Source organism: Flavobacterium sp. TAB 87, from assembly GCF_001529295.1.
Lineage (GTDB): Bacteria > Bacteroidota > Bacteroidia > Flavobacteriales > Flavobacteriaceae > Flavobacterium.
Window position 1 is genome coordinate 105,975 of sequence record NZ_LLWK01000037.1, and the last position, 20,378, is coordinate 126,352.

Genomic DNA, 20,378 nt, shown 5'->3' on the forward strand with positions numbered 1-20,378 from the left:
ACCCATTAAAATCTGTTTATAACTATTTAAGTTATTAACACATTATCCAAAAAATGAAGGTATTTTGAACACAAAAAATAGTATTAACAGTAATTCCTATCGGTTTAAAATAAAATCTTCTTTTTTTTGGTTAAAAGCAATAATTGAAAGTATCAACTTCACACAAAAAATCCGAAACAAGATTTTACGCTCATTTCGGATTTTATATTTATTTCGACAGTCATTTTTAAATAGTCGCTTCATTTTTAGTTAATAACGAAGTCTTAATATGCGCTTTATTGGCTCTTCCACTCGGATCTAAGCTTTCTTGCCATTTCGGAATCCATTTTCGAACGGTTTGTGCCGCACTAATTTGAGGGAAAAAATCATGAAAAATAGATCGATACAAATATGCTTCTTTAGTTGTAGGTACATTGTAATGAAATTTAGCCGCCGCAGCTTCCAACTGCTCATCAGTCACTTGTGTAGCACAGTAAGCTACCAACTCGTCGATCCAATTGTAACCTACTCCATCCGAAAATTGTTCTTTTTGACGCCATAAAACTTCTTGTGGCAAGTATGGATCTTCGGGCGTATCAAAAGCTTTTCTTAAAATATATTTTTCTTTTCCATCATAGGTTTTGGGTTGTTTTTCAAACGATTTAATGCGCATGGCGACATCTAGAAAACCTTTGTCCAAAAACGGAACTCTAGCTTCTAATCCATTTGCCATTGTTGCTTTATCAGAACGCAGCAAATCTGCCGTAAATAATTTTTGAACTCTCTCGATTGTTTCCTTTTGAAATTCTTCTGCCGAAGGTGCATTTCTAAAATACAAATAACCTCCAAAAATCTCGTCTGCTCCTTCTCCCGAAAGCACCACCTTCACTCCTGATTGTGCAATACATTTTGATAAAAAATAAAGTGGTACACTGGCCCTAATCGAAGTGATATCGTAAGTTTCTAAATGCCATATTAATTCTTTCAAAATAGCAATTCCTTGTTCAACAGTAAAGTAAAATTCATGATGATCGGTATCTAAAAATTTAGCAACTTGCTTCGCCGCCACTATATCAGGCGCATTGGCATCTAAACCAATTGCAAATGATTTTAGCTTTTTGCCTTGCTGCTTCATTAGTCGAGAGGCAATAGAAGATGTAATGGAAGAATCTAAACCTCCCGAAAGTAAAACGCCTACTGGTGTATCGCTAATTAACCGTTTGCGAGTCGACTCGATCAACATATCTCGAAGTAATTTTAAATCTAAATTTTGGTCTGCTGCTTCAAAATCTTCGTATTCTGGCAAATAATATTTTACAAATCCCGTTTTTGGTGTGTAATAGTGGCCAGGCGGAAAAGTAGAAAAAGTTTTACATTGATCTGCAATAGCCTTCATTTCGGAGGAAAAGTAAATGCGGCCTCTCTCGTCTAAACCGTAATACAATGGCTTAACTCCAATTGGATCACGCGCCGCAATAAAATCTTCGCCGTCAATAACAATAAAAGCAAATGAGCCGTCTAATTTATTGCAGAAATCATAGCCGAATTTTTCATATAAATGAACAATTACCTCCGAATCGGTTTGCGTTCTAAACACACAATCTTTCAAAAGGCAGTCTTTGAGTTCTTGATGGTTGTAAATGATACCATCTTTAACCATCCAAGCAGTACTTGTTCCTTGAATGGGTTGCTGACCCGTTACTAGATCTATGGTCGAAAGTCTTTCATGACTTAAAATATATCCTTTCTCGGTAACTTTTAAACCACTTTCGTCAGGTCCGCGGTGTGACATTCTCTTCGAAAGTTCTTTCACTACTTGCGGATCTTTTCCTTTTCCAATAATGGCTAAAACTGCACCCATATCAATTTAAATTTTACTACTTTGTTCGGTATTTTTTTACAACTTATTACTATAAAACTCAAATTTAAAAATAAATTATAACTTCACACCATTATTTTCAAATAGTTAAAACTAAAATAAATGGCCGTACTTATCTACTTCTCGATAGCAAATACATTACCTAATTTTACATCAGACATTAATTTTAATCTGCATGTCTTTTGAGATTATTTCCCCCATTGAATTGCGCCATTTTCGCAAACTTCAATTTACTTTTAGTCATCTACTTGCCAGAATTTAAAAAGATTAACTATTTGTTTGTAGCCTCGATCGCAGTGCTATCCTTTTGCGTTTTTGCTTTAAAAAGATAAAGATATAATGAATAGCAGAAACTCAAGTTCTTGAAAACACCTACTCTTCTTGCTCCTAAAAAAAAATATTTTAAATAAATCAAAAAATTGACAATGCTACTAACAGTTTGTATTTTTGCAGTATGAATGATAATTTTATAACTGAATATTTTGGTATTGGGATTCAAAATGGCAAAACTCCTGAAAATTTAGGCGTTTTGTGGCGCTCTGCACAAAATTTAGGCGCCAGCTTTATTTTTACCATCGGAAATCGGTACGCCAAACAAGCTTGCGACACGCACAATGCCGTAAAGTCTATTCCTTACTTTCACTACGAGTCTTTTGACGAATTCTATAAAAACTTACCCAAAGGAGCACGTTTGGTTGGCGTTGAATTGGATGAAAATGCGGAGGACTTAGAAACTTTTGAACATCCAAGACGTTGTGTTTACTTATTAGGCGCTGAAGACAATGGACTTACTAAACAGGCTATTGAAAAATGTCATTTTTTAGTAAAATTCAAATCGCACTTTAGCTTGAATGTGTCGGTTGCAGGATCGATCGTTCTTTATGATAGAGGACTTATTAAGCCGAGGTCTTGAAATCAATGGCAAAATTCAATTACAATGAGAATAAAGAAATAAACTTCACCATTGAAATTGATTCTCTTATTTACTCAATTTGTAATTACTCACTAATACAGAAGCGGAAATATTTAATATTGTCTCAAGTTCTCTAATCATATCAACAATTAATCTTTTTTTCTTGTTTAAAACTTCAGAAACACTGCTTTTTCCTCCAATAATCCCAACCAAGTCTTTTTGCTTGATATTCATCTCTTCCATTCTAATTTTTATCGCTTCAATCGGGTCTGGAGCTTCGGTAGGAAAATATTGATTTTCATAATTATCAATTAGCATACTTAAAATCTCCGCTTCATCACCTTCGATAGAATTAGGAGTAGCATCAAAAATCACTTCAAGTCTCTCCAATGCTTTCTTGTAATCATTTTCTGTTTTAACAGGAGCTATTACCATAATTCTAAATTGTATTAATGTTTATTTTATCACACCAATAGAAATAAGTATAAGTATTAATCAAAGTAATAAACACTCGAAAATTGAGAATTTTTATTTAAACGAAAGGATTTTTACTGGTATGTAAAATAGTGAAAATTGTAATTTTGCTAATATTATCAAATTGATAATGTACCCCAAATGGGAATTTTTCCGTAAATGCCACTCTTGTGTTTCTGTATTTGACTTCAAACAAAAGTGGATTTTCAATAATATAACTAATAGTCTTCTTTAAAGCTAAAACAAAACTTTTTTCTAAACCTATCTGTTGTTCTTTGTACCATTTTTTATTGCTTCTAATGTCGTTTTCGGCATCAGTATGATAAATTATTTGGTATTTCATATTTCTTCGTCTAGCACATCGAATAAGTATTCAATAGATTTAAACTTATCAGGATTGTCTAAATCAGCTAAACGAGTATCTAAAATATCTTTTTGCCATTGAGGCAAATCTTCGTTTACTTTTTCAATACTTGGGTAGCTTTTTTTAATACTTTCCCAATCTTCTATTGCAACAACAACAGCGGTCTTATTTCCTAAATTATCGGATATATACTGGACATTCATAATAATTAGATTTAAATAGCTTTTTTCAAAGATACAAAAAAATCAATTTCAATGACAATTGCAAAAATCAATACCAATTTCAAAACCTAAAACCCTTATAAAAACAAATTTTCAAAACAAACACCGAAATGCCCATTTTGAAAATTTGCTCTTAAATCAATTCTTCTTGAAATTGATTTTTGATTTTTGATTTTTGATTTTTGATTTTTAACATTGAAGCTTTATTTCCTCATAATCTTTACATTCATTTCCCCTCAATACTCCGATTTATATCTTTCGATACAAATCCCTCTTTTTAATTTGTTTTAGTTACCAATTGGAGCGGTAACAGCATACAATTCTACGCTATCCCTAAAGATAAATCTAGGTCGTTCGGTTTGTCCCTATTCAATATATGATTTTGGGATTAATGCATTACCATTAAAGAACTCTTCAACAATATGAATGTTTTTAAGATTTGTTACCGTTTCAATAGGAATATGCTCTAAAACAATCATCTGAAAATCTCCATTATTACTTTTTCTTGTTTCTATAAATCTGTCAAGTAATTCAAATGCTTTCTTGATTTTGTAGTCATCGCTCTCAGGATCATCCGTTTTTCTCTTTCCGTTCGTACCATAATATGGTCTACTAGGCTGGTCTATGATTAGGAAAGGAGCAACAAATGGTGACTTGTTTTGAAATATGACTTCATGCATTGCAAGCGAGAAAAACAAGTGAAGAAACATATGATTAGAACTGCTACCCACATTTTCTATGTATGAGGTCTTCGGTTTCCGTAAAAGCAATGTTTTGTTTTTATAGTCAAAGACAGGTTGGTAGGTTGAATAATTTGCTAGAGCTTTATCAGATTCTTTTATGTATTCACTTATAATTTCTTCAGTCAACTTTATTGTTAGCTCTCTTTTTTCCTCAGTATTTAAGACAATTAACTGCTCTATTTCTGCTTCTAAAGCTCCAATTTCTTCATCATATGATGTTAAAATAGGTGAAGATTCTGATGAAAATATTTCGAGTTTTGATTTCACTTGACCTAAAAAGAAATATTTTTCTCTTTCACTTTCAAAACTTTTATTTTCTTTAGGTAGTAGGTCTAATTTTGATTTTATTATTTCTTTTTCTTTTTCTAAATCCTTGACGTTATCATTAACCTGTCTGTCTATTGGAGTATTATTGCTATATGACTTGCGGATTGTATTTAAATCTTTAGTGTAGGCAGTTACAAGCTGCTCAAATATTGAGGTTTTTATTATTTCAGAATCTTTTTCTCTAAGAAACTCAATTGGTTTAAGACTATCATCAAGGTTCTTAATAGAACTCTTATACTTATTGTACTCCGAAGAGAACTGTTTTAGGTTTCGTATTTTTCGTTGAAGGGAATAAAATGATGATTCTAATTTTTCTTTATCCGAATTTGTAGTTGGTTCAGTTTCAAATCCCTGAATTGCTTTGTTGAGTTCAACGATTACTTCATCAACTTTAGCATCCTCCCTGACCACGTTATGTTCCTTGGCTTTTTGCAAAATTTCAACACGCTCTTGATTAAAGTCTGACGCTTTTGATGATATAGCTTTATTTTTCCTTATAAGGGAGCTAATTGGTTCTCTAGTTCCGCTTTTTTTTCGCTTTTAAGGATATTCTCAATGGTTTCTATACCTACCGCTAGATCGAAAATTCGAGGAAGTGCCTCTTTATATCTGATATCATTTTGTTTATCAAAAAATACACCTTCATCATTTTCAATAATATTACCAGATATAGTATTAAACATTAAAAAGTACCGTAGTGAAATCTTAGTACCTGCCTTAATGTAATTACTCCCATAATTTGTTGGGAATTTTGCATCTCTATCTATTTTAAATTCTGTTTCTAAAATAGATTTTATAGCATTCTCCGAATTGTTTGAGACCACAATTAAAGGTACCTCACCAAAGGAAGAAAAATAGTAGTTATTAGAAACTTTCCCCTCTGTCAAAGATTCCCTTGCTATTGTATAGTTTTTATCATTCACCGAAATATTTATTCCATACCATAAAATATTCTCGTTTATCGTATCTTCTGAAATCCGAGACTTACTTGAGAAAAAACAATAATCAACTATTTCAAGAATAGCACTTTTACCTGTATGGCTTCCACCTGTTATTAAATTAACTTTGTTTGGCTTGAATTCAATCTCTCTAATTTTTCCGTTGTTAAGCCACAGGACGATTTTATTTATATTAAAATTCATAATTGAACTCTTAAATTTAAGTATAGTTTATTGTCATTTTCCATGAGTAATTCTGAGACATTATTGGCAGCTTGAAATATCTTTTTAGCTCTTTTACCCATTTTTGCGTTATATTCTAATGGTTTTATCTTTACAAGTAAGTCTCCTTGGAGCTGAGCATAACCCATTTCGGTCAAGTATTGGATCGATGAAAATGACAGACATAATGAATCATAATATCTAATGTTAAAATTTGAAAAATAACTAATTCTCTCCGCAATTAGTTTTTCAATACTATTTGCCTGAGTGGTAGCTCTAGCCAAATAATTTAGACATTCAGTGTGAGTGATAAATGGTAATATTAAAGTTGTCTTAGCCAGTGACAACTCATTATTTATGCTTAATACAGAGCCAATAGCTAGAGCTCCGATACCAATATTATTATAGTCTACTTTCATTTATTATACTTTTTCCAATCCTTCCGCCAACCTATTATTGCCTCATCCGAAAGTGAATAAAACTTCCCATTGCACATATCAACATCAAGTTCTTGCCCACTTAGATTTAAGGAATGTTTTAACACAGAACGCAGAACCTCAATACCTTTATTATTATATTCTTCTTCTGAAAAAGTTCCCATATGCTGTAAACGAAATTCAGTATCCCATAAATTATAAGCGTTTTCTTTAAAACGCTTTATCTCTAAATCTGTGATTTCACCTTCACGTTTCCAGTCCTCAAGATTATTTAATAATTTAAGCTTGAATAGAGTTAATCGGCTTATGTGTTCAAAGTCATCACTTTCTACAAATCCAATTTCTAGCAGTTGTTTGATGAAAATCTGATCTTCCAATTTATCTGGAAGTACTCCTTTGTATTCTTGTACAATTAATGTGTCATTTCTGAAAATGTCAAAATAGCGTCTATATTTTTCATAAAATGTATCAAATGAAATTTCAATTTTAACTTTATCCTTGATTTGAAGAAAATTGTCGGAGCGTAAAGTCGAATCTATCATTGTAAATGCTTGCTCAATCTTATTCTGAGGAATCATTTTAGACTTAACAGCCACTTTGCACTTTGTTATGATATCGTTATCATCCAAGTGAAAAAACGTATTCAATAAAAATTGTTCTAAAACCTTTTTGTCCAGATTCAATACATCTTTAATATAACCTTTTAAATCTTGGTTGGTAGTACTTTTAGCTAAGCTTTCGAAATAAGTCCTAACAACGCTTTCATTCTTAGTTCCACTTTGAAGTTCATTAATTCTAGCGACAACTATATTTGATTCATTGGACGATTTGTTGCTTGCCAAAACAAAACTTGTCTTCACAACAAAGCTAAGTTGAGCTTGTGTTGTGCCTCTTGAGTCATTTTTATCGCTAATGACCTTCGACCAGTTTGAGAATGTTTTCCACATGTCTAAATCTGAGGTAGCCAGATTCGCAATAGAGCCACCTGCATTTTTCTTTATAGTATGCTTTAACTGATAAAGTACTTGATAATTGTTGCTCAAATCAGTATGTACATCGTCTTTAACTTCCAATCCAACAGATTCATTCGGTTGCAACAAAAGGACTTTCCACAAGAAGAAATAATACTGGTAATCAAAACCAATTGATTTTGATTCTGCAGCAGTTTTTTCGGTATGTGTTTTATTATTACTCATAATATTAAATTGTTGCGACTCAGTATTTTTTTATAAGCCCTAACTTGTATATATCTAGCACAATACCAAGCTTATCTACCCAAATTTAGGTGTATAAGTCTAACAATACTCAGACTTTATTTTATTCACTAAAATATGAAAAAAACATTACGAACATTCAAATGAATTTTTAATTTGTTGAAACTGGATTATTGAAATATCCCTAGAAACAACAACCAAACTGTTATCAACCCCATAAAAAAAGCGAATTCAACTTTTCAGTACAAATCCGCCTTTTTTAATTATTTTTAGATATTAAAACTTATTTCCTCATTATCTTCACATTCATTTCTTCTACCTTTTTGTCAGATAAAAGAGATGGCGCTCCGAATAATAAATCTTCACTACTTCCTGTTTTTGGAAAAGCCATTACCTCTCTAATGGATGCTTTTTTCTCTAAAATCATCATTAGTCGGTCAATTCCCCAAGCGATTCCTCCGTGCGGTGGCGCTCCGTATTGGAAAGCTTTGTACATGGTTCCTACACTCTTCATCATTTCTTCTTTGTTGTAACCCATATTTTTATAAGTTGCTTCTAGAATTTCCGATTTGTGTGCACGAACAGAACCTCCACCAATCTCGTACCCATTTAAGATGATGTCGTATTGCTGCGCGATAATGGATCCGATTTCTTCTTCTTTACCATTCATGTGTTTTTGCAAATCATAAATTGCTGGCATAGAGAACGGATTGTGCGTAAACGTCCATCTTCCTTCCTCTGTTTTTTCGAACATAGGGAAATCAACTACCCACGCCGGACGCAATTCCTTCGGATTAATCAAATTCAACATTCTACCCATTTCTTGACGAACCGCATCCAAAGCTTTATTTGCCGTAGCATAATCTGCTGCCGAGAAGAATACAATATCCCCAACTTGTGCATTCGTTGCTTTGATGATTCCTGCTGCAATTTCTTCACCTAAAAACTTAATAATTGGCGATTGCAACTCTCCTTCATTTACAATAATATAAGCCAAACCACCTAAACCGTGTTGTTGTGCAACCGCAGTCAAAGTTTCGATCTGACCTTTAGACATACGTTTGTTTCCTTGCTCTTGGGCCGAAACTTTAATACATTTTACAATTCCACCTTCATCAATTGGCTTGCTGAATACCTGAAAAGTCGTTTCTTTGACAATCTCCGTGATGTCTTGCATTTTTAAACCATAGCGTAAATCAGGTCTGTCGCAACCGTAAAAATCCATGGCGTTTTTATAGGTAATTACTTCAAACGGATGTAAGATCCATTTTTTACCGTATATCTTAGTCACTATTTCATTAAACATTTTACTATTTAAATCAATAATTTGTTGCATACTTGCATACGCCATTTCAATATCCAACTGGGTAAACTCAGGCTGACGATCTCCACGAGAATCCTCATCTCTAAAACATCGTGCAATCTGAAAATATTTCTCATAACCACTCACCATCAGCATTTGTTTGAACTGTTGTGGTGCTTGTGGTAACGTATAAAACAACCCTGAACCTTTACGAGTTGGAACAATGAATTCGCGTGCGCCTTCATCGGTTCCTGCACTTAAAATTGGTGTTTCAATTTCTAAAAATTCTTCTGTATCTAAAATGTCACGCAATAATTTAATTACTTTATGACGGTTTACGATCGCTCTACGAACCTCTTCATTTCTGTGATCCAAAAATTTGTACTGAAAACGAATTGCTTCGTTTGTTTTTGCTGCTCTCTTTATTTCAAAAGGCAATGTTTTAGACAAATTCAATATTTCTAAAACAGAAGTTTCCATTTCAATTTTACCTGTACGCAAACCTGCATTGTAATCGTCTTCATTACGACCAACTATAGTTCCTTTTACCGAAATTACAGATTCTGATTTTATCTTCACTAAGTCATCAATATTAGGAAATGACTCTCTGCTAATACGTACTTGGAAAATCTCATAACTTGAATCACGTAAGTCAATAAACATCAACTCACCATGATCACGAACACTCGCTACCCAACCTGACAACTCTACTACTTCGCCAATATTGGTTTCCGACAATTGCGAAATTTTATGTGTTCTGTAGCTGTCTTTTATAATAATAGGAACTTCCGGAAGGGATTCTTCTTGACTTTCTTTATTTTCAACAACTGATACTTCTGAAACCGATTCTGATTGATTTTTTTCTAAAGTCGCAACTGCACCTAATTGATCTAAAATAATTTTACGAATTACTTTTCCATCGGCACCTTTACCAACTATACCTAAAACTTTACCAACTAAAATACCCGCTTTTCCTTCATTACCTCCTTTTATATCATTGGCAACAGCCTCATTTTCAGAAAGCACTTTGTCAATTACTTCTTGAATTTTTTCTTCAGAAATGGTATTGTCTGCGAAGTACTTTTGATAATCAAAATTTTGATCTTTCAAATATCCTGCAATCGCATTTTGAACTAAAACTGCCGTTATTTTTTCTGCTTTAAACAGAACAAAAATGGTAATTAAATGTTCAATATTATGAATGTTAACGTAGTCCTCTGCTTTTACATTATTAGCCAAAGTTTTGGCAACAAATGAAGCGTCGTTAAGGGAATTATTTAAAGTTACAAAGGTTCTAGAACGCAACGCATCCGCAGTAAAGAATTTTGCATCTTGTGGTAAAACACCTCCGTTAATCAAAATAGATTCAACTGCATAAGGCAAAGCTGCAGTATCAACCGATATTGCGTCAATTTCCTTTTTGATGTTTACAAAAGGCAAATCAGGTTCTGAGATAAAACGATAATCGGCCTCAAACTCTTTTTTACGCATTACTTTGGTTTGCTTTAAATCAGCATCCCATAAAACAGTCGTTTGATCAGGTCTAAACGCTTTATTTTCGATGAAATAATTGAATTGTTTCTCTACTTCTTCTTTCAAAGCTTCAATCATAAACTTAAATGAGTTCAAGTTTTTGATTTCTGTTCTTGGATTTAACTCCGTAGAATTTTTTTTACGCAAAGAAACCGAAACATCCGATTTAAATTCTCCTTTCTCCAAATTCGCTTCTGAAATTCCTAAATTCTGAACAATACGTTGAATGTATTGCGCATACGTGGAAGCATCTTCGATGTTGCGAAGACAAGGTTCTGTTACAATCTCAATTAACGGTACTCCTGCTTTGTTAAAATCGACTAAAGAGACCTTCTTTTCGTGCATCAATTTTGCTGCATCTTCCTCAATATGAACTTGAGTTAGATTGACCGTAAATTGAGAACCATCATTTCTATAACAAGAAACGTGTCCGTCAGGAATTATCGGATTATGAAATTGTGTTATCTGAATGTTTTTTGGGTTATCTGGATACTCGTAATGTTTTCTATCCCAGGAGATCACTTCATTACTAAAAGTCGATTCTACCGCTTTTCCAAAATAAATTGCTTTTGTAATTGCTTCTTTATTTAAGGCAGGTAAAACTCCCATTTGTCCCGTACAAACCGAACATATATTTTGGTTAGGTGTTTCTATTTCTTGATTTGGACAAGAACAAAACAACTTGGTTTTGGTGTTTAATCGGACGTGAGTTTCAATCCCAATTACCAATTCTAAATCGTGGGCTATTATAGCCGCATTTAATTGCTCCAATTCCATTATATTGTATCTTTTAAGAAGTTAGCAAATTGCATCACTGCTTCATCATTATTTTTTGCTGCCGTAATTTGCAATCCCGTTGCAGTTCCTTGTGGCACAGTCATTGTTGGTAATTGTCCTAAACTAAAACCAACAGTGTAAGCATCTGACAAATACATTGCCAAAGGATCCTTTAAACTGTCTCCAATTTTAGGTGGTGTGCTTGGTGTAACTGGCGATAAAACAATATCAACTTCTTCAAAATCCTTACGGAAATTCTCAGAAATCTGATCTCTTACTGCCAATGCTTTCAAATAAATAGCATCCGAGAAACCTTGAGACAATACTTGATTTCCACCAACAATTCTGCGTTTTGTTTCTTCAGAAAAGTTTTCAGAACGCGTTACTGCATACGTTTCTATCAAATTTTCTGCTTCAATACGGTTTCCGTAATTTGTACCATCTAAACGAGATAAATTTGAAGCTGTTTCTGCCATTGCTAACGTATAGTAAGTAGAAACTAAAATATCTGATGGAAAGAAATCCAATTCTTTTACTGTAATTCCGTTTGCTTTAATTTTTTCGATTGCCGCTAAAAAGTCTACTTTTACTTCTGCATCAATTGCTTCACTTTCGATGAAGTTCTTAAAATATCCTATTGTTTTTACAGTCGAAGCTGTAAGCACTTCTTCGCTAATTGCAGATGATGTGATTGAAGTTTGATCTTTCGGATCTTTTCCACTCATTACATTCAACACAATTCGGATATCTTCAATTGATTTTGCCAAGGGTCCAACACAATCCGTAGAAGAAGCATAAGCCATTAATCCAAATCTTGAAACTCTTCCGTACGTTGGTTTAAAACCATATATTTTGTTATATCCGGCAGGCTGACGAATCGAACCTCCTGTATCTCCACCTATAGAAAATACCGTATATTCTTTGGCAACATTCACCGCAGAACCACCGCTAGAACCTCCTGATACTAATTCAGGATTAACAGCGTTTTTTACAGCACCAAAGATGGTGTTTTCACTTGATGAACCGTGACCAAAGCTATCGCAGTTTTCTTTAACCAACGGAATTGCACCAGCATCCAATAATTTCTGAATAGCAGTTGCTGTATAGGGTGATTTGTAATTTTTTAGTAAATCCGAACTTGCTGTTGTATAGGTTCCTTGTACCATGTAGACATCTTTAATTCCAAAAGGAATTCCCTCTAACAAACCGATTGTTTCACCGTTTGCAATTTTAGTATCCACTTTTGCTGCTAAATCTAGCGCTAAAGTGTCTAAAACTGAATTTACCGAATTGTAGGTGTTTTGTTTAAGTAAGTCTAATTTTTCTTGTACCAAAGCCGTACAAGTTATTTGTTTAGACACCAATTGCTGGTGTATTTTTTTTATCTGAGAATCCATTTTTTTATCCTTCTATAACTTTAGCAACTACTAAAAATCCATTTTTACTGTTTGGGAAATTTTCTATAATAATTTGTTTCTCGATAGCCGAGCTCTCAATTACAACATCATCCCTTAAATCACTTACAGAAACACAATTATGATTGACATTATTTGCAGCATTACTATTTGAGGGAATTGCATTTTTAATTACATCAAACAATTGGTTCACGGACTCTGAAGGCTGTGCTCCTTTAATACTCGACAAAACGTCGACTGTCATTATTTTATTCATAATTTATTTAGTTTTAAAATCAAACTTGTAGGTTGGCGAATTTACAAAAGTTTCATGAAGGAATCGTGCTTTTTTAAGAATTTAACCCCTCGAAAAACCACAGGATTTAACAAAAAAAGCAGTGTTTGTTCATTCTTTGTGTTTTTTCCTCAGAACTTAATTTTTAGCAAAAAAAAGAATTTACATAATACTTTCAATTAAATACGTTGTACCGTTAATCTCAAAAGTAAAACCTACAGCATTTCCCATTAATTTATTTCCTAACGGAGATTGTGGAGAAAGCGCAATAACATTTACATCATCAATTTTAATTTTTGGAAGCGCTCCACTTAAGTATAAATAAATGCCATTGGCTTTGACCAAACTACCTAAAATAATAGTTTTTGCAACTGTACTACTATCAATTTTATCTAAAATCGCTTTTTGAGTCAACGATTCTTTGAGCTTCATGGTCAATTTTTCTTGTTCAATATGCATCATTGATAAGGCCGTCTCGTGCTTATCTCCCGCAGAACCTTTTGCATCATTTTTAGAGTCCTCAGTTAATGCCAAAATCATGTCTTTGAAAACATCTATTCGGTCTTGAACTAATTGTAAATAGTACGAATGTGTTTTTTGTTTAAATGTCATTTCTTTAAGGTGCTAGGACGCAAATATACAAAGGTTAAACAGTTTTGCGAAGAGTAGCGTTTTAAATTGATGCTTTAAATTTAAATGCTACAAACATTAAAATGAGGTTTCATAAATTTAACATCCTTATGTAGAATATCACACAAACAATTGATAATTTTATCTTTTTAATCCATTATCAAAACAATTATGAAAAAAGCTTCTCTTATTACTACGGCTGCATTCGGAATACTGATGGTATTTTCGAGCAACGTAAATGCGCAAAAATTTCCGGCCTTAGACAAAAGTCCGATGGACATTGCCTCTTATCCAAACGATTACAAAGATGCTAATAAAACAGCACGAATCATTTACGGCAGGCCACAACTTAAAGGTCGTGGTTTAGAAGAATTGGCTCCTCTTGGAAAAGTGTGGCGAACTGGCGCTAATGAAGCACCAGAAATTACCTTTTATAAAGATGTAAAATTTGGGAATACTAAAATCAAAGCGGGATCTTATGCATTATTTATACTTCCCGACACTAATGATTCGTGTACTATTATTTTAAACAAAGATTTAAATACTTGGGGATCATATACATATGATCAAAAGAATGACGTCGCTCATTTAAAAACTCCAATAACACAAGATGCAGAATCTTTGGAAGCTTTTTCTATGGTTTTCACCAAAGCCGACAAAGGAATCATTTTAAATATAGGATGGGATAAAGTTCGTATCGCAGTTCCTTTTATGGAGTAACTTTTTACTTCTTGAAACAAAAAAAGCTTCCTACATTTAGGAAGCTTTTTTTATACAGCACTGTCTCTTTTAAAAGTCGAATTTATAATTTGCTCCTGCTACCACTTGAAAACCTTGAACCGAATAATTTAACCATCTTTCGTATTGTTGATTAGCAATGTTATTTAGTCTTAAAAAAGCAGTTAATCTTTCAGTGTATTTGTAACCAACGTGCGCATTAGCGTCAAAATATCCTTTTAAAGTAATTGGTGTTGGATCAACAATATAATTGATAGACGTGTTTAGTTGCCCGTCTTTACGCTCTCCGACATAAAAAACATTAAAGCCTGCAAACCATTGTTTGGTTATACTTGCCTCTAAACTAGACCCCACTTTAATGGTTGGTAAGTTCCAAGCTTCTTGTTTCGAATCGGTACTGTAACTATTAAATCTTGCGTTAATGCCAAAAGTTACATTTTCAGAAAAGTCTGCTTTTAACTCTCCATAAAAACTTGTCGTAGTCACACCATCGTATACCACAGCCAAAGAATTTCCAAAAGCATAGTCTTTATTTGTAGCAACTTCACTATAATTATTGCTTTTAAAGAGCGCTTTATTTTCTTCGTTCACATACGAGGCGTTGATATTATAATTTACATTATTCGCTAATTTTCCTTTTAAACCTGCAAAAACATCGTATTGTTTGCTTGTTGGCTTAATATCTAAAGTTGGTGACAAAAATGAATTTTGTCCTACCAGATCAGCATATGAATTTTGTTCTAAACTTCCTTCTGCACCGACATAAAAAATCATCAAATCATTCACTACGTTATAGGAGGCGTTAAATTGCGGATATAAATAAATTTTATTTTTAGAACGTTCATTGTCTAAACTGTAAAACAAACCAGCTCCCAATTGCAAGGTCCAATCGTCTTCGGTTACTACAAAACTTGGCACAATTCCAAAATTAGTAAAGCCGTATTTTATAGCTTGTGTATTGGCATAATTAGCAGCAAAACTTCCGCCCACATAATCCACTATTACATCAGTATGTATAGTTTGGTCCATCACACTAACTTTAAAAGAAGGCTTGAATGAAAATCTGTTTTCAGCCGAATCCAATCCGTCCATGAAACGCGTATAATTTAAACTTACTTTATCAAAAATACTTTCTGTAAATTCCATTTTACCACCCAAAGTAATGGTGTTGTAGGAATGTTTTGGTGCAATAGCACCTACCAATAAAGCCCGGTCGTTTTGCGAAAGATTAGCGCCAAATTCTGAAGGCAACCCGTACCAGTTGTATACTTGATTTTGATAGCCTAAATCTACATTCCATGACATGTAACGATCGTTCATTCCGTAGGCTAAATCCAAAGAAGTATCGTAAAATTTATCATTTAACTCCACGTCTTTAATGCCACCTTGAGACGAATGATGACGAAACATCCCTGCTAGATAGTCATTATTACCTAACTCTTGCGTGACAAATAACTCTGCATTTAATGTTCCGTAATTACCCACACCAAGCGTTGCATAATTACCAAATGAATATTCTTTTTTTGCTTTTTCAACTCCTTCTGCTTTCCCTTTAGAAGGCGTAAAAGTAGAAGCTACTGGAAATGAAAAAATAGTATACTTGATCGTTTCTTTAGCTTTATTTCCTTCATCATCAGTTGGAGGCGTATCTTTTACTTTATACGCATCTGAAATAGTTGGCGTGTACGGTTTAACCACATTAACTACTTGCGAACCAATCGTTTCTTCTTTCTTTTGTCCAAAAGACAACTGAAAAGTAAATAGCACCGCGATAACAACAATTTTATTTTGAATTTGAATCATTCCTTTTTATTTTATTTTGCTAAAAGTCTCCTTTTAATATATTTATTTTACTTAAATTATTTTACTTATAAGCTCCATTCGCCTTGCGCGATGAAGTGCGTTTTTCCGCCAATTTTAATATCAAAGTTATCTTGTACCACTTTCCCATCAAATTCTATTTGTGACGGCCTTCCCATCATTTCTCCTTGATGATTCGTGATTTTCAAATCAGTTCTAAAATAATGCAATAAAAACGCTTGCAGACACGTGCTCGCACTTCCTGTAGCTGCATCTTCCATTAACTGATTGTCTTGCAAATACAACATTCTAGAAGTTAAATTACCCTCTTCCAAACAAAAAAAATAGAGTGCTTTATGCTCAGTTGTGCAATTCCTGCCTAACCAAGTATTCACCTTCTCAACATCTAACTTTATCGCATCTAATGCTTTTTTTGTTGCAATAGGAACTAGTACAAATGCACTTCCTGTAGTGACTTCTTGAATTGGAAATCTCAAATCAAAATCGGCGCTCTTCAAATTTGAGAAATTAAAAAATTCATCGTTGGAGAGTGTATTGAAAAATTGTGGTTGCGCTGCTTTTAGCCAGACCAAGTTGTTTCTTTCTGTAACTGGAATTGCTCCAATTTTTACTGTCAACTCAATTTCCTTCGGATTATTTCTAAAAATTTTATTCATCAAAATCCAAGAGGTTCCAATAATAGGATGCCCAGCAAACTGCATTTCTTGCGACGGCGTAAAAATTCGAATTTCAGCCGAATTTGATTCCACATTTAATTTAGTTACAAAAGTACTTTCTGCAAAATTAATTTCTCTCGCAATTTTTTTCATGTCTGTCGTACTCAAATTTTCCGCATTCATAAAAACAGCCAGTTGATTTCCTGCATATTTTTCTTTGGCAAAAACATCAACGATATAAAACGGTAATTTCATTACTTTCAGATTTTAGGTACAAAAGCTCTTTATTACTTTGTAATCGATGAGTTTGTTTTCGACTCTTCCGCTTTTATCAGTGCTAATTCTTTTTTTGCTTCTGAAACTACATCTGGATAATCTGTAAAATTCTGAATCACATTATCCAAAATATAAGTCGCTTGGTAACTGTCTTTTAATCCGTAGAAATTTTTTGCCATGATAACTAAACCTTTGGCTCCAAAATATTTATATCCCGAATAATTTTTAGCTAATTTTTGAACCGTAGTATTCGAACTTTCAAATTTCCCCTCCTTATTTTTAAAATAAGCATCGTAATACAATGATTCAGCCGCTAGTTCTCCTTTTGATGTCGTTGCTAACTTTGCATACGCTTCTTTTGCTTTGTCTTCCTCTCCAGTTTGCATCGCTGCTCGTGCCACAATAATTTGCGCATCACTTTTAATGCTTTCATCTGCTTTTGGATTTGCTAAAACTTTATCTGCATAGGTAACCGAATTAGTATAATCTTTTTTATCATAATACACCTTCATTAAATTAGATTGTGCGTAGGTTTTATTTTGAGGAAATTCGGCTACATTTTCTAAACGCAATAAAACAGGAACTGCTTTATCATTATTTTTTGCTTTCAGATAAATTGAAGATAAACGAGACAAAGATTGCTCTGTAAACTCATTGCGCGATTGATTCACTACATACTCATAATTGGCAATTGATTTACTTTCAGAACCTTCTGCAAATAACAATTGCCCTAATTTAAAATTAGCATCCAAGGCATGCATTCCGTTCGGAAACTTACTTACATAACTACTAAATCCAGTAATGGCTTGTTTGCTATTATTTTGCTCAAACTGTTTGCTCGCTGCCTCGTACGTGTCATTTTCTAAATCGGCATTACTAACATCTACAAAATCCAATGTACGCACCCACGAAGCGTAATCGGCAATTTTTCCGCTATCTACATAAATCAATCGTGCTGTTGCCACTGCCTCTAATGCTTCTGGTGTTTTTGGAAAATCGGCAGCTACTTTTTTAAATTTCACTAACGCTTGATCATTACGGTCTGAATTGTAATAAATCAATCCTTCTTTTAAAATTGCTTTTGCTGTAAATGAACCTCCTTTATATTCTGAAATTAATTGATTGTATGTTTTAATTCCTAACTCTTCTTTTTGAGCTGCAACGTATGTATTTCCTAATTCATATAAAGCATCGTCACGGTACTGCGATTTTTTGTACGATTGAATGAATGTATTCAATTCCTCTATTTTACGATCATTCTTTGCCACAAATCCGTAGCTGATTGCTTTTTGAAAAAAGGCATAATCAGAATCGACACTTTTTAAATCGATTGCTTTATTATACGCTTCCATCGCTGGCCAGTATTTTGTTAAAACAAACTGACAATCGCCCAAACGCAAATACGAATCTGCTAAACGAACGCTATCGCCTTTTGAAGAATCAATTTGATCTTGAAATGACTTTGCTGCTGAATCGTATTCTTTTAATTTAAAATACGAATATGCAATTTGATAGTTAATGTTTTTAGCTTCTGATACGGTTTTACCACTTGCCATTCCAGCAAACTGTTTGTAACTTAAAAGTGCTTCTTTAAAATTGTTGGTCGTATATTCTGACTCTGCTTTCCAATAGGTTGCACGAGCAGTAAACTCTGGACTTTTATTTTCGCTAATTGATTTCATAAACATGTTCAAGGCTTCCTCATACGTTCCTTCAGCGTACAACTCTAAACCTCTGTAAAACAAAACTTTTTGATACGCCAAACGATTTTCGGGAGATTTATTTCTCTCTAATAAAGTCAATGCTTCGGTATAATTTTTAGAAGAAATATATGAGTCAATCAGTAATTTTTCTACTTCCGATTTATTCGCATTATTTGGATATTTATTTAGAAATCCTAATAAAACCGAAGGAACAGGTTGGTAAGAATTTCCAATATCATAACTGATTTTAGCGTAATTTAAACTAGCATCTTCTTGAATTGCGGCGTCAAAAGACATTTCTGAAGCATTTTTAAACGCATTCAAAGCTTGCGGTTTCTTATCACTGTTCAAATAACTTTGGCCCAAATGGTAATAGGCATTTTGTGCTACAAAATCATTTCCGTCAATAATTTTATTGAATTGAGAAATGGCGTTTTCGTAGTCTTTTTGCTGATAATACGCGTAGCCCAATTGGTAATAATCAGTGTTATTCCACTTTCCTTTTTTACCTCTATAATTTACTAAATTCGGAATTGCTTTGTCGTATTGTTTTAAGTTGAAATAACTTTCTCCAATAATTTTACTCAATTCTGATTTTTCAATCGCATTCGATTTGGCCATCGCCTTAGTTCCTAATTCGATTGCTTTGTCAAAATTACCCAGTTTAAAGTTCATGTCTGCTTGGTAATAAGACAACTTCTCTTTATATTTTTCTTCGCCAGAAACCGCATCAAAATATTTGGTTGCTTCTTTATAATCATCGCCTTCATAAGCCATAAATCCTAAATAATACTTAGCTTGAGAACCGAATTCTTTAGAGTTAACTACTTTAGTTAAATACGTTGTAGCTTCTTTTTTTCGCTTAGCGTTAAAATAACTGTATCCTTTTTGGAAATTAAAACGTTCCAAGTCAGATTGGCTCATGTATCCTTCATCTACGCGGTCAAACCATTGCAATGCTTTTGGATAATTTCCTTGATTAAAATAAAAATGCGCAACTTCAACATACGCTTGATTTTTTTTGGTACTTGTTGGATATTCCGCAACAAAACGCTCCATCAATGCATCTGCATTGGGATCGTTGGCGCGAATAGCACAATTGGCAATGTAGTAGGCACAATCCGATTTGACTTCTTCACTCACCTCTTTGTCTTGAACTTTTTCAAACATAAGCTGAGCCGACTTGTACTGATTGTCGTTATATAAGGAAAGTGCTCGATCAAAATTTTTAAGATCGTAGGTATAAATAGTTGATTTTTGAGCTGAAATTAACCCCGAAAAAACTAGGGTTGGCAATAAAAAGAATTTCGAAAGTTTATGCATTTTAATTTTTCTTTAATAGTCAAATATATCAATTTCTAAGCTCTATAACGGAATGATTTAAGCTTTTATTATGAATTACAAACGAAAGATTTATTCAGTTTCAATTGATTTTGTTGAAAATCACAGGCTTTAGAAATAGAATGCAACTGCATTTTTTCTAGCTTTAAATCTTTTCTAAAACGGTTGCATTTTATTTTGAATACAGTCATTAACTTAGT

The 20,378-nt window shown here is 33.3% G+C and carries 17 protein-coding genes; 2 read left to right on the top strand and 15 right to left on the bottom strand.

Going from position 1 to position 20,378, the window contains the following annotated elements; translation table 11 throughout:
• Positions 1-226: 226 nt before the first annotated feature.
• Positions 227-1,840 carry an asparagine synthase B gene (gene asnB, locus AP058_RS09715; protein ID WP_066309869.1) on the bottom strand — a complete coding sequence of 538 codons (1,614 nt, stop codon included), beginning with the start codon at positions 1,838-1,840 and terminating at the stop codon, positions 227-229.
• A gap of 472 nt (positions 1,841-2,312) precedes the next feature.
• Here asnB and AP058_RS09720 point away from each other — a divergent pair, with 472 nt between their 5' ends.
• Entirely contained in the window at positions 2,313-2,771 is a 459-nt protein-coding gene (locus AP058_RS09720; protein WP_066309871.1) for an RNA methyltransferase, read from the top strand.
• A gap of 66 nt (positions 2,772-2,837) precedes the next feature.
• On the opposite strand, the gene AP058_RS09725 is transcribed toward AP058_RS09720, so the two are convergent.
• The 11 genes from AP058_RS09725 to AP058_RS09770 form a co-directional block, all read right to left on the bottom strand.
• Positions 2,838-3,206 (bottom strand): type II toxin-antitoxin system HigA family antitoxin, encoded by a 369-nt coding sequence (locus AP058_RS09725; protein ID WP_066309873.1) that lies wholly within the window; start codon positions 3,204-3,206, stop codon positions 2,838-2,840.
• Between the two features lie 97 nt (positions 3,207-3,303).
• Positions 3,304-3,588: a type II toxin-antitoxin system RelE/ParE family toxin gene (locus AP058_RS09730; RefSeq protein WP_066309875.1), complete on the bottom strand. Its 285-nt coding sequence runs from the start codon at positions 3,586-3,588 to the stop codon at positions 3,304-3,306.
• Complete coding sequence (locus tag AP058_RS09735) at positions 3,585-3,812, bottom strand: addiction module component CHP02574 family protein (RefSeq protein WP_066309878.1); 228 nt, start codon at positions 3,810-3,812, stop codon at positions 3,585-3,587. Before AP058_RS09735 ends, AP058_RS09730 begins: the two co-directional genes overlap by 4 nt.
• A gap of 383 nt (positions 3,813-4,195) precedes the next feature.
• Positions 4,196-5,335, bottom strand: a complete 1,140-nt coding sequence (locus tag AP058_RS09740) for a DUF3732 domain-containing protein (RefSeq protein WP_197413398.1) — start codon at positions 5,333-5,335, stop codon at positions 4,196-4,198.
• A 59-nt stretch (positions 5,336-5,394) separates the two neighbouring features.
• A complete protein-coding gene (locus AP058_RS16690; RefSeq protein WP_082706626.1) occupies positions 5,395-6,042 on the bottom strand; it encodes an AAA family ATPase in 648 nt (215 codons plus the stop codon).
• A complete protein-coding gene (locus AP058_RS09745) occupies positions 6,039-6,479 on the bottom strand; it encodes a three component ABC system middle component (protein ID WP_066309880.1) in 441 nt (146 codons plus the stop codon). The genes AP058_RS16690 and AP058_RS09745 overlap by 4 nt, the downstream gene beginning before the upstream one ends.
• Complete coding sequence (locus AP058_RS09750; RefSeq protein WP_066309883.1) at positions 6,476-7,693, bottom strand: ABC-three component system protein; 1,218 nt, start codon at positions 7,691-7,693, stop codon at positions 6,476-6,478. Before AP058_RS09750 ends, AP058_RS09745 begins: the two co-directional genes overlap by 4 nt.
• A gap of 301 nt (positions 7,694-7,994) precedes the next feature.
• Positions 7,995-11,324: a bifunctional amidotransferase subunit GatB/aspartate--tRNA ligase AspS gene (gatB/aspS, locus tag AP058_RS09755; RefSeq protein ID WP_066309886.1), complete on the bottom strand. Its 3,330-nt coding sequence runs from the start codon at positions 11,322-11,324 to the stop codon at positions 7,995-7,997.
• The gene (locus tag AP058_RS09760) at positions 11,324-12,721 is read right to left on the bottom strand and encodes an amidase family protein (protein ID WP_066309888.1); all 1,398 of its coding nucleotides are present in this window, start codon (positions 12,719-12,721) and stop codon (positions 11,324-11,326) included. The genes gatB/aspS and AP058_RS09760 overlap by 1 nt, the downstream gene beginning before the upstream one ends.
• Positions 12,722-12,725: 4 nt before the next feature.
• Positions 12,726-12,995 (bottom strand): hypothetical protein, encoded by a 270-nt coding sequence (locus tag AP058_RS09765; protein WP_066309891.1) that lies wholly within the window; start codon positions 12,993-12,995, stop codon positions 12,726-12,728.
• A 180-nt stretch (positions 12,996-13,175) separates the two neighbouring features.
• A complete protein-coding gene (locus AP058_RS09770; protein WP_066309893.1) occupies positions 13,176-13,625 on the bottom strand; it encodes a hypothetical protein in 450 nt (149 codons plus the stop codon).
• Between the two features lie 189 nt (positions 13,626-13,814).
• Here AP058_RS09770 and AP058_RS09775 point away from each other — a divergent pair, with 189 nt between their 5' ends.
• Positions 13,815-14,363: a DUF2911 domain-containing protein gene (locus AP058_RS09775; RefSeq protein WP_066309895.1), complete on the top strand. Its 549-nt coding sequence runs from the start codon at positions 13,815-13,817 to the stop codon at positions 14,361-14,363.
• Between the two features lie 69 nt (positions 14,364-14,432).
• On the opposite strand, the gene AP058_RS09780 is transcribed toward AP058_RS09775, so the two are convergent.
• From AP058_RS09780 to AP058_RS09790, 3 genes are all read right to left on the bottom strand, one after another.
• Positions 14,433-16,184 (bottom strand): TonB-dependent receptor, encoded by a 1,752-nt coding sequence (locus AP058_RS09780; RefSeq protein ID WP_066309897.1) that lies wholly within the window; start codon positions 16,182-16,184, stop codon positions 14,433-14,435.
• A gap of 65 nt (positions 16,185-16,249) precedes the next feature.
• Positions 16,250-17,113 (bottom strand): PhzF family phenazine biosynthesis protein, encoded by an 864-nt coding sequence (locus tag AP058_RS09785; RefSeq protein ID WP_066309899.1) that lies wholly within the window; start codon positions 17,111-17,113, stop codon positions 16,250-16,252.
• A 32-nt stretch (positions 17,114-17,145) separates the two neighbouring features.
• The gene (locus AP058_RS09790) at positions 17,146-20,160 is read right to left on the bottom strand and encodes a tetratricopeptide repeat protein (protein WP_066309900.1); all 3,015 of its coding nucleotides are present in this window, start codon (positions 20,158-20,160) and stop codon (positions 17,146-17,148) included.
• Between the last annotated feature and the right edge of the window lie 218 nt (positions 20,161-20,378).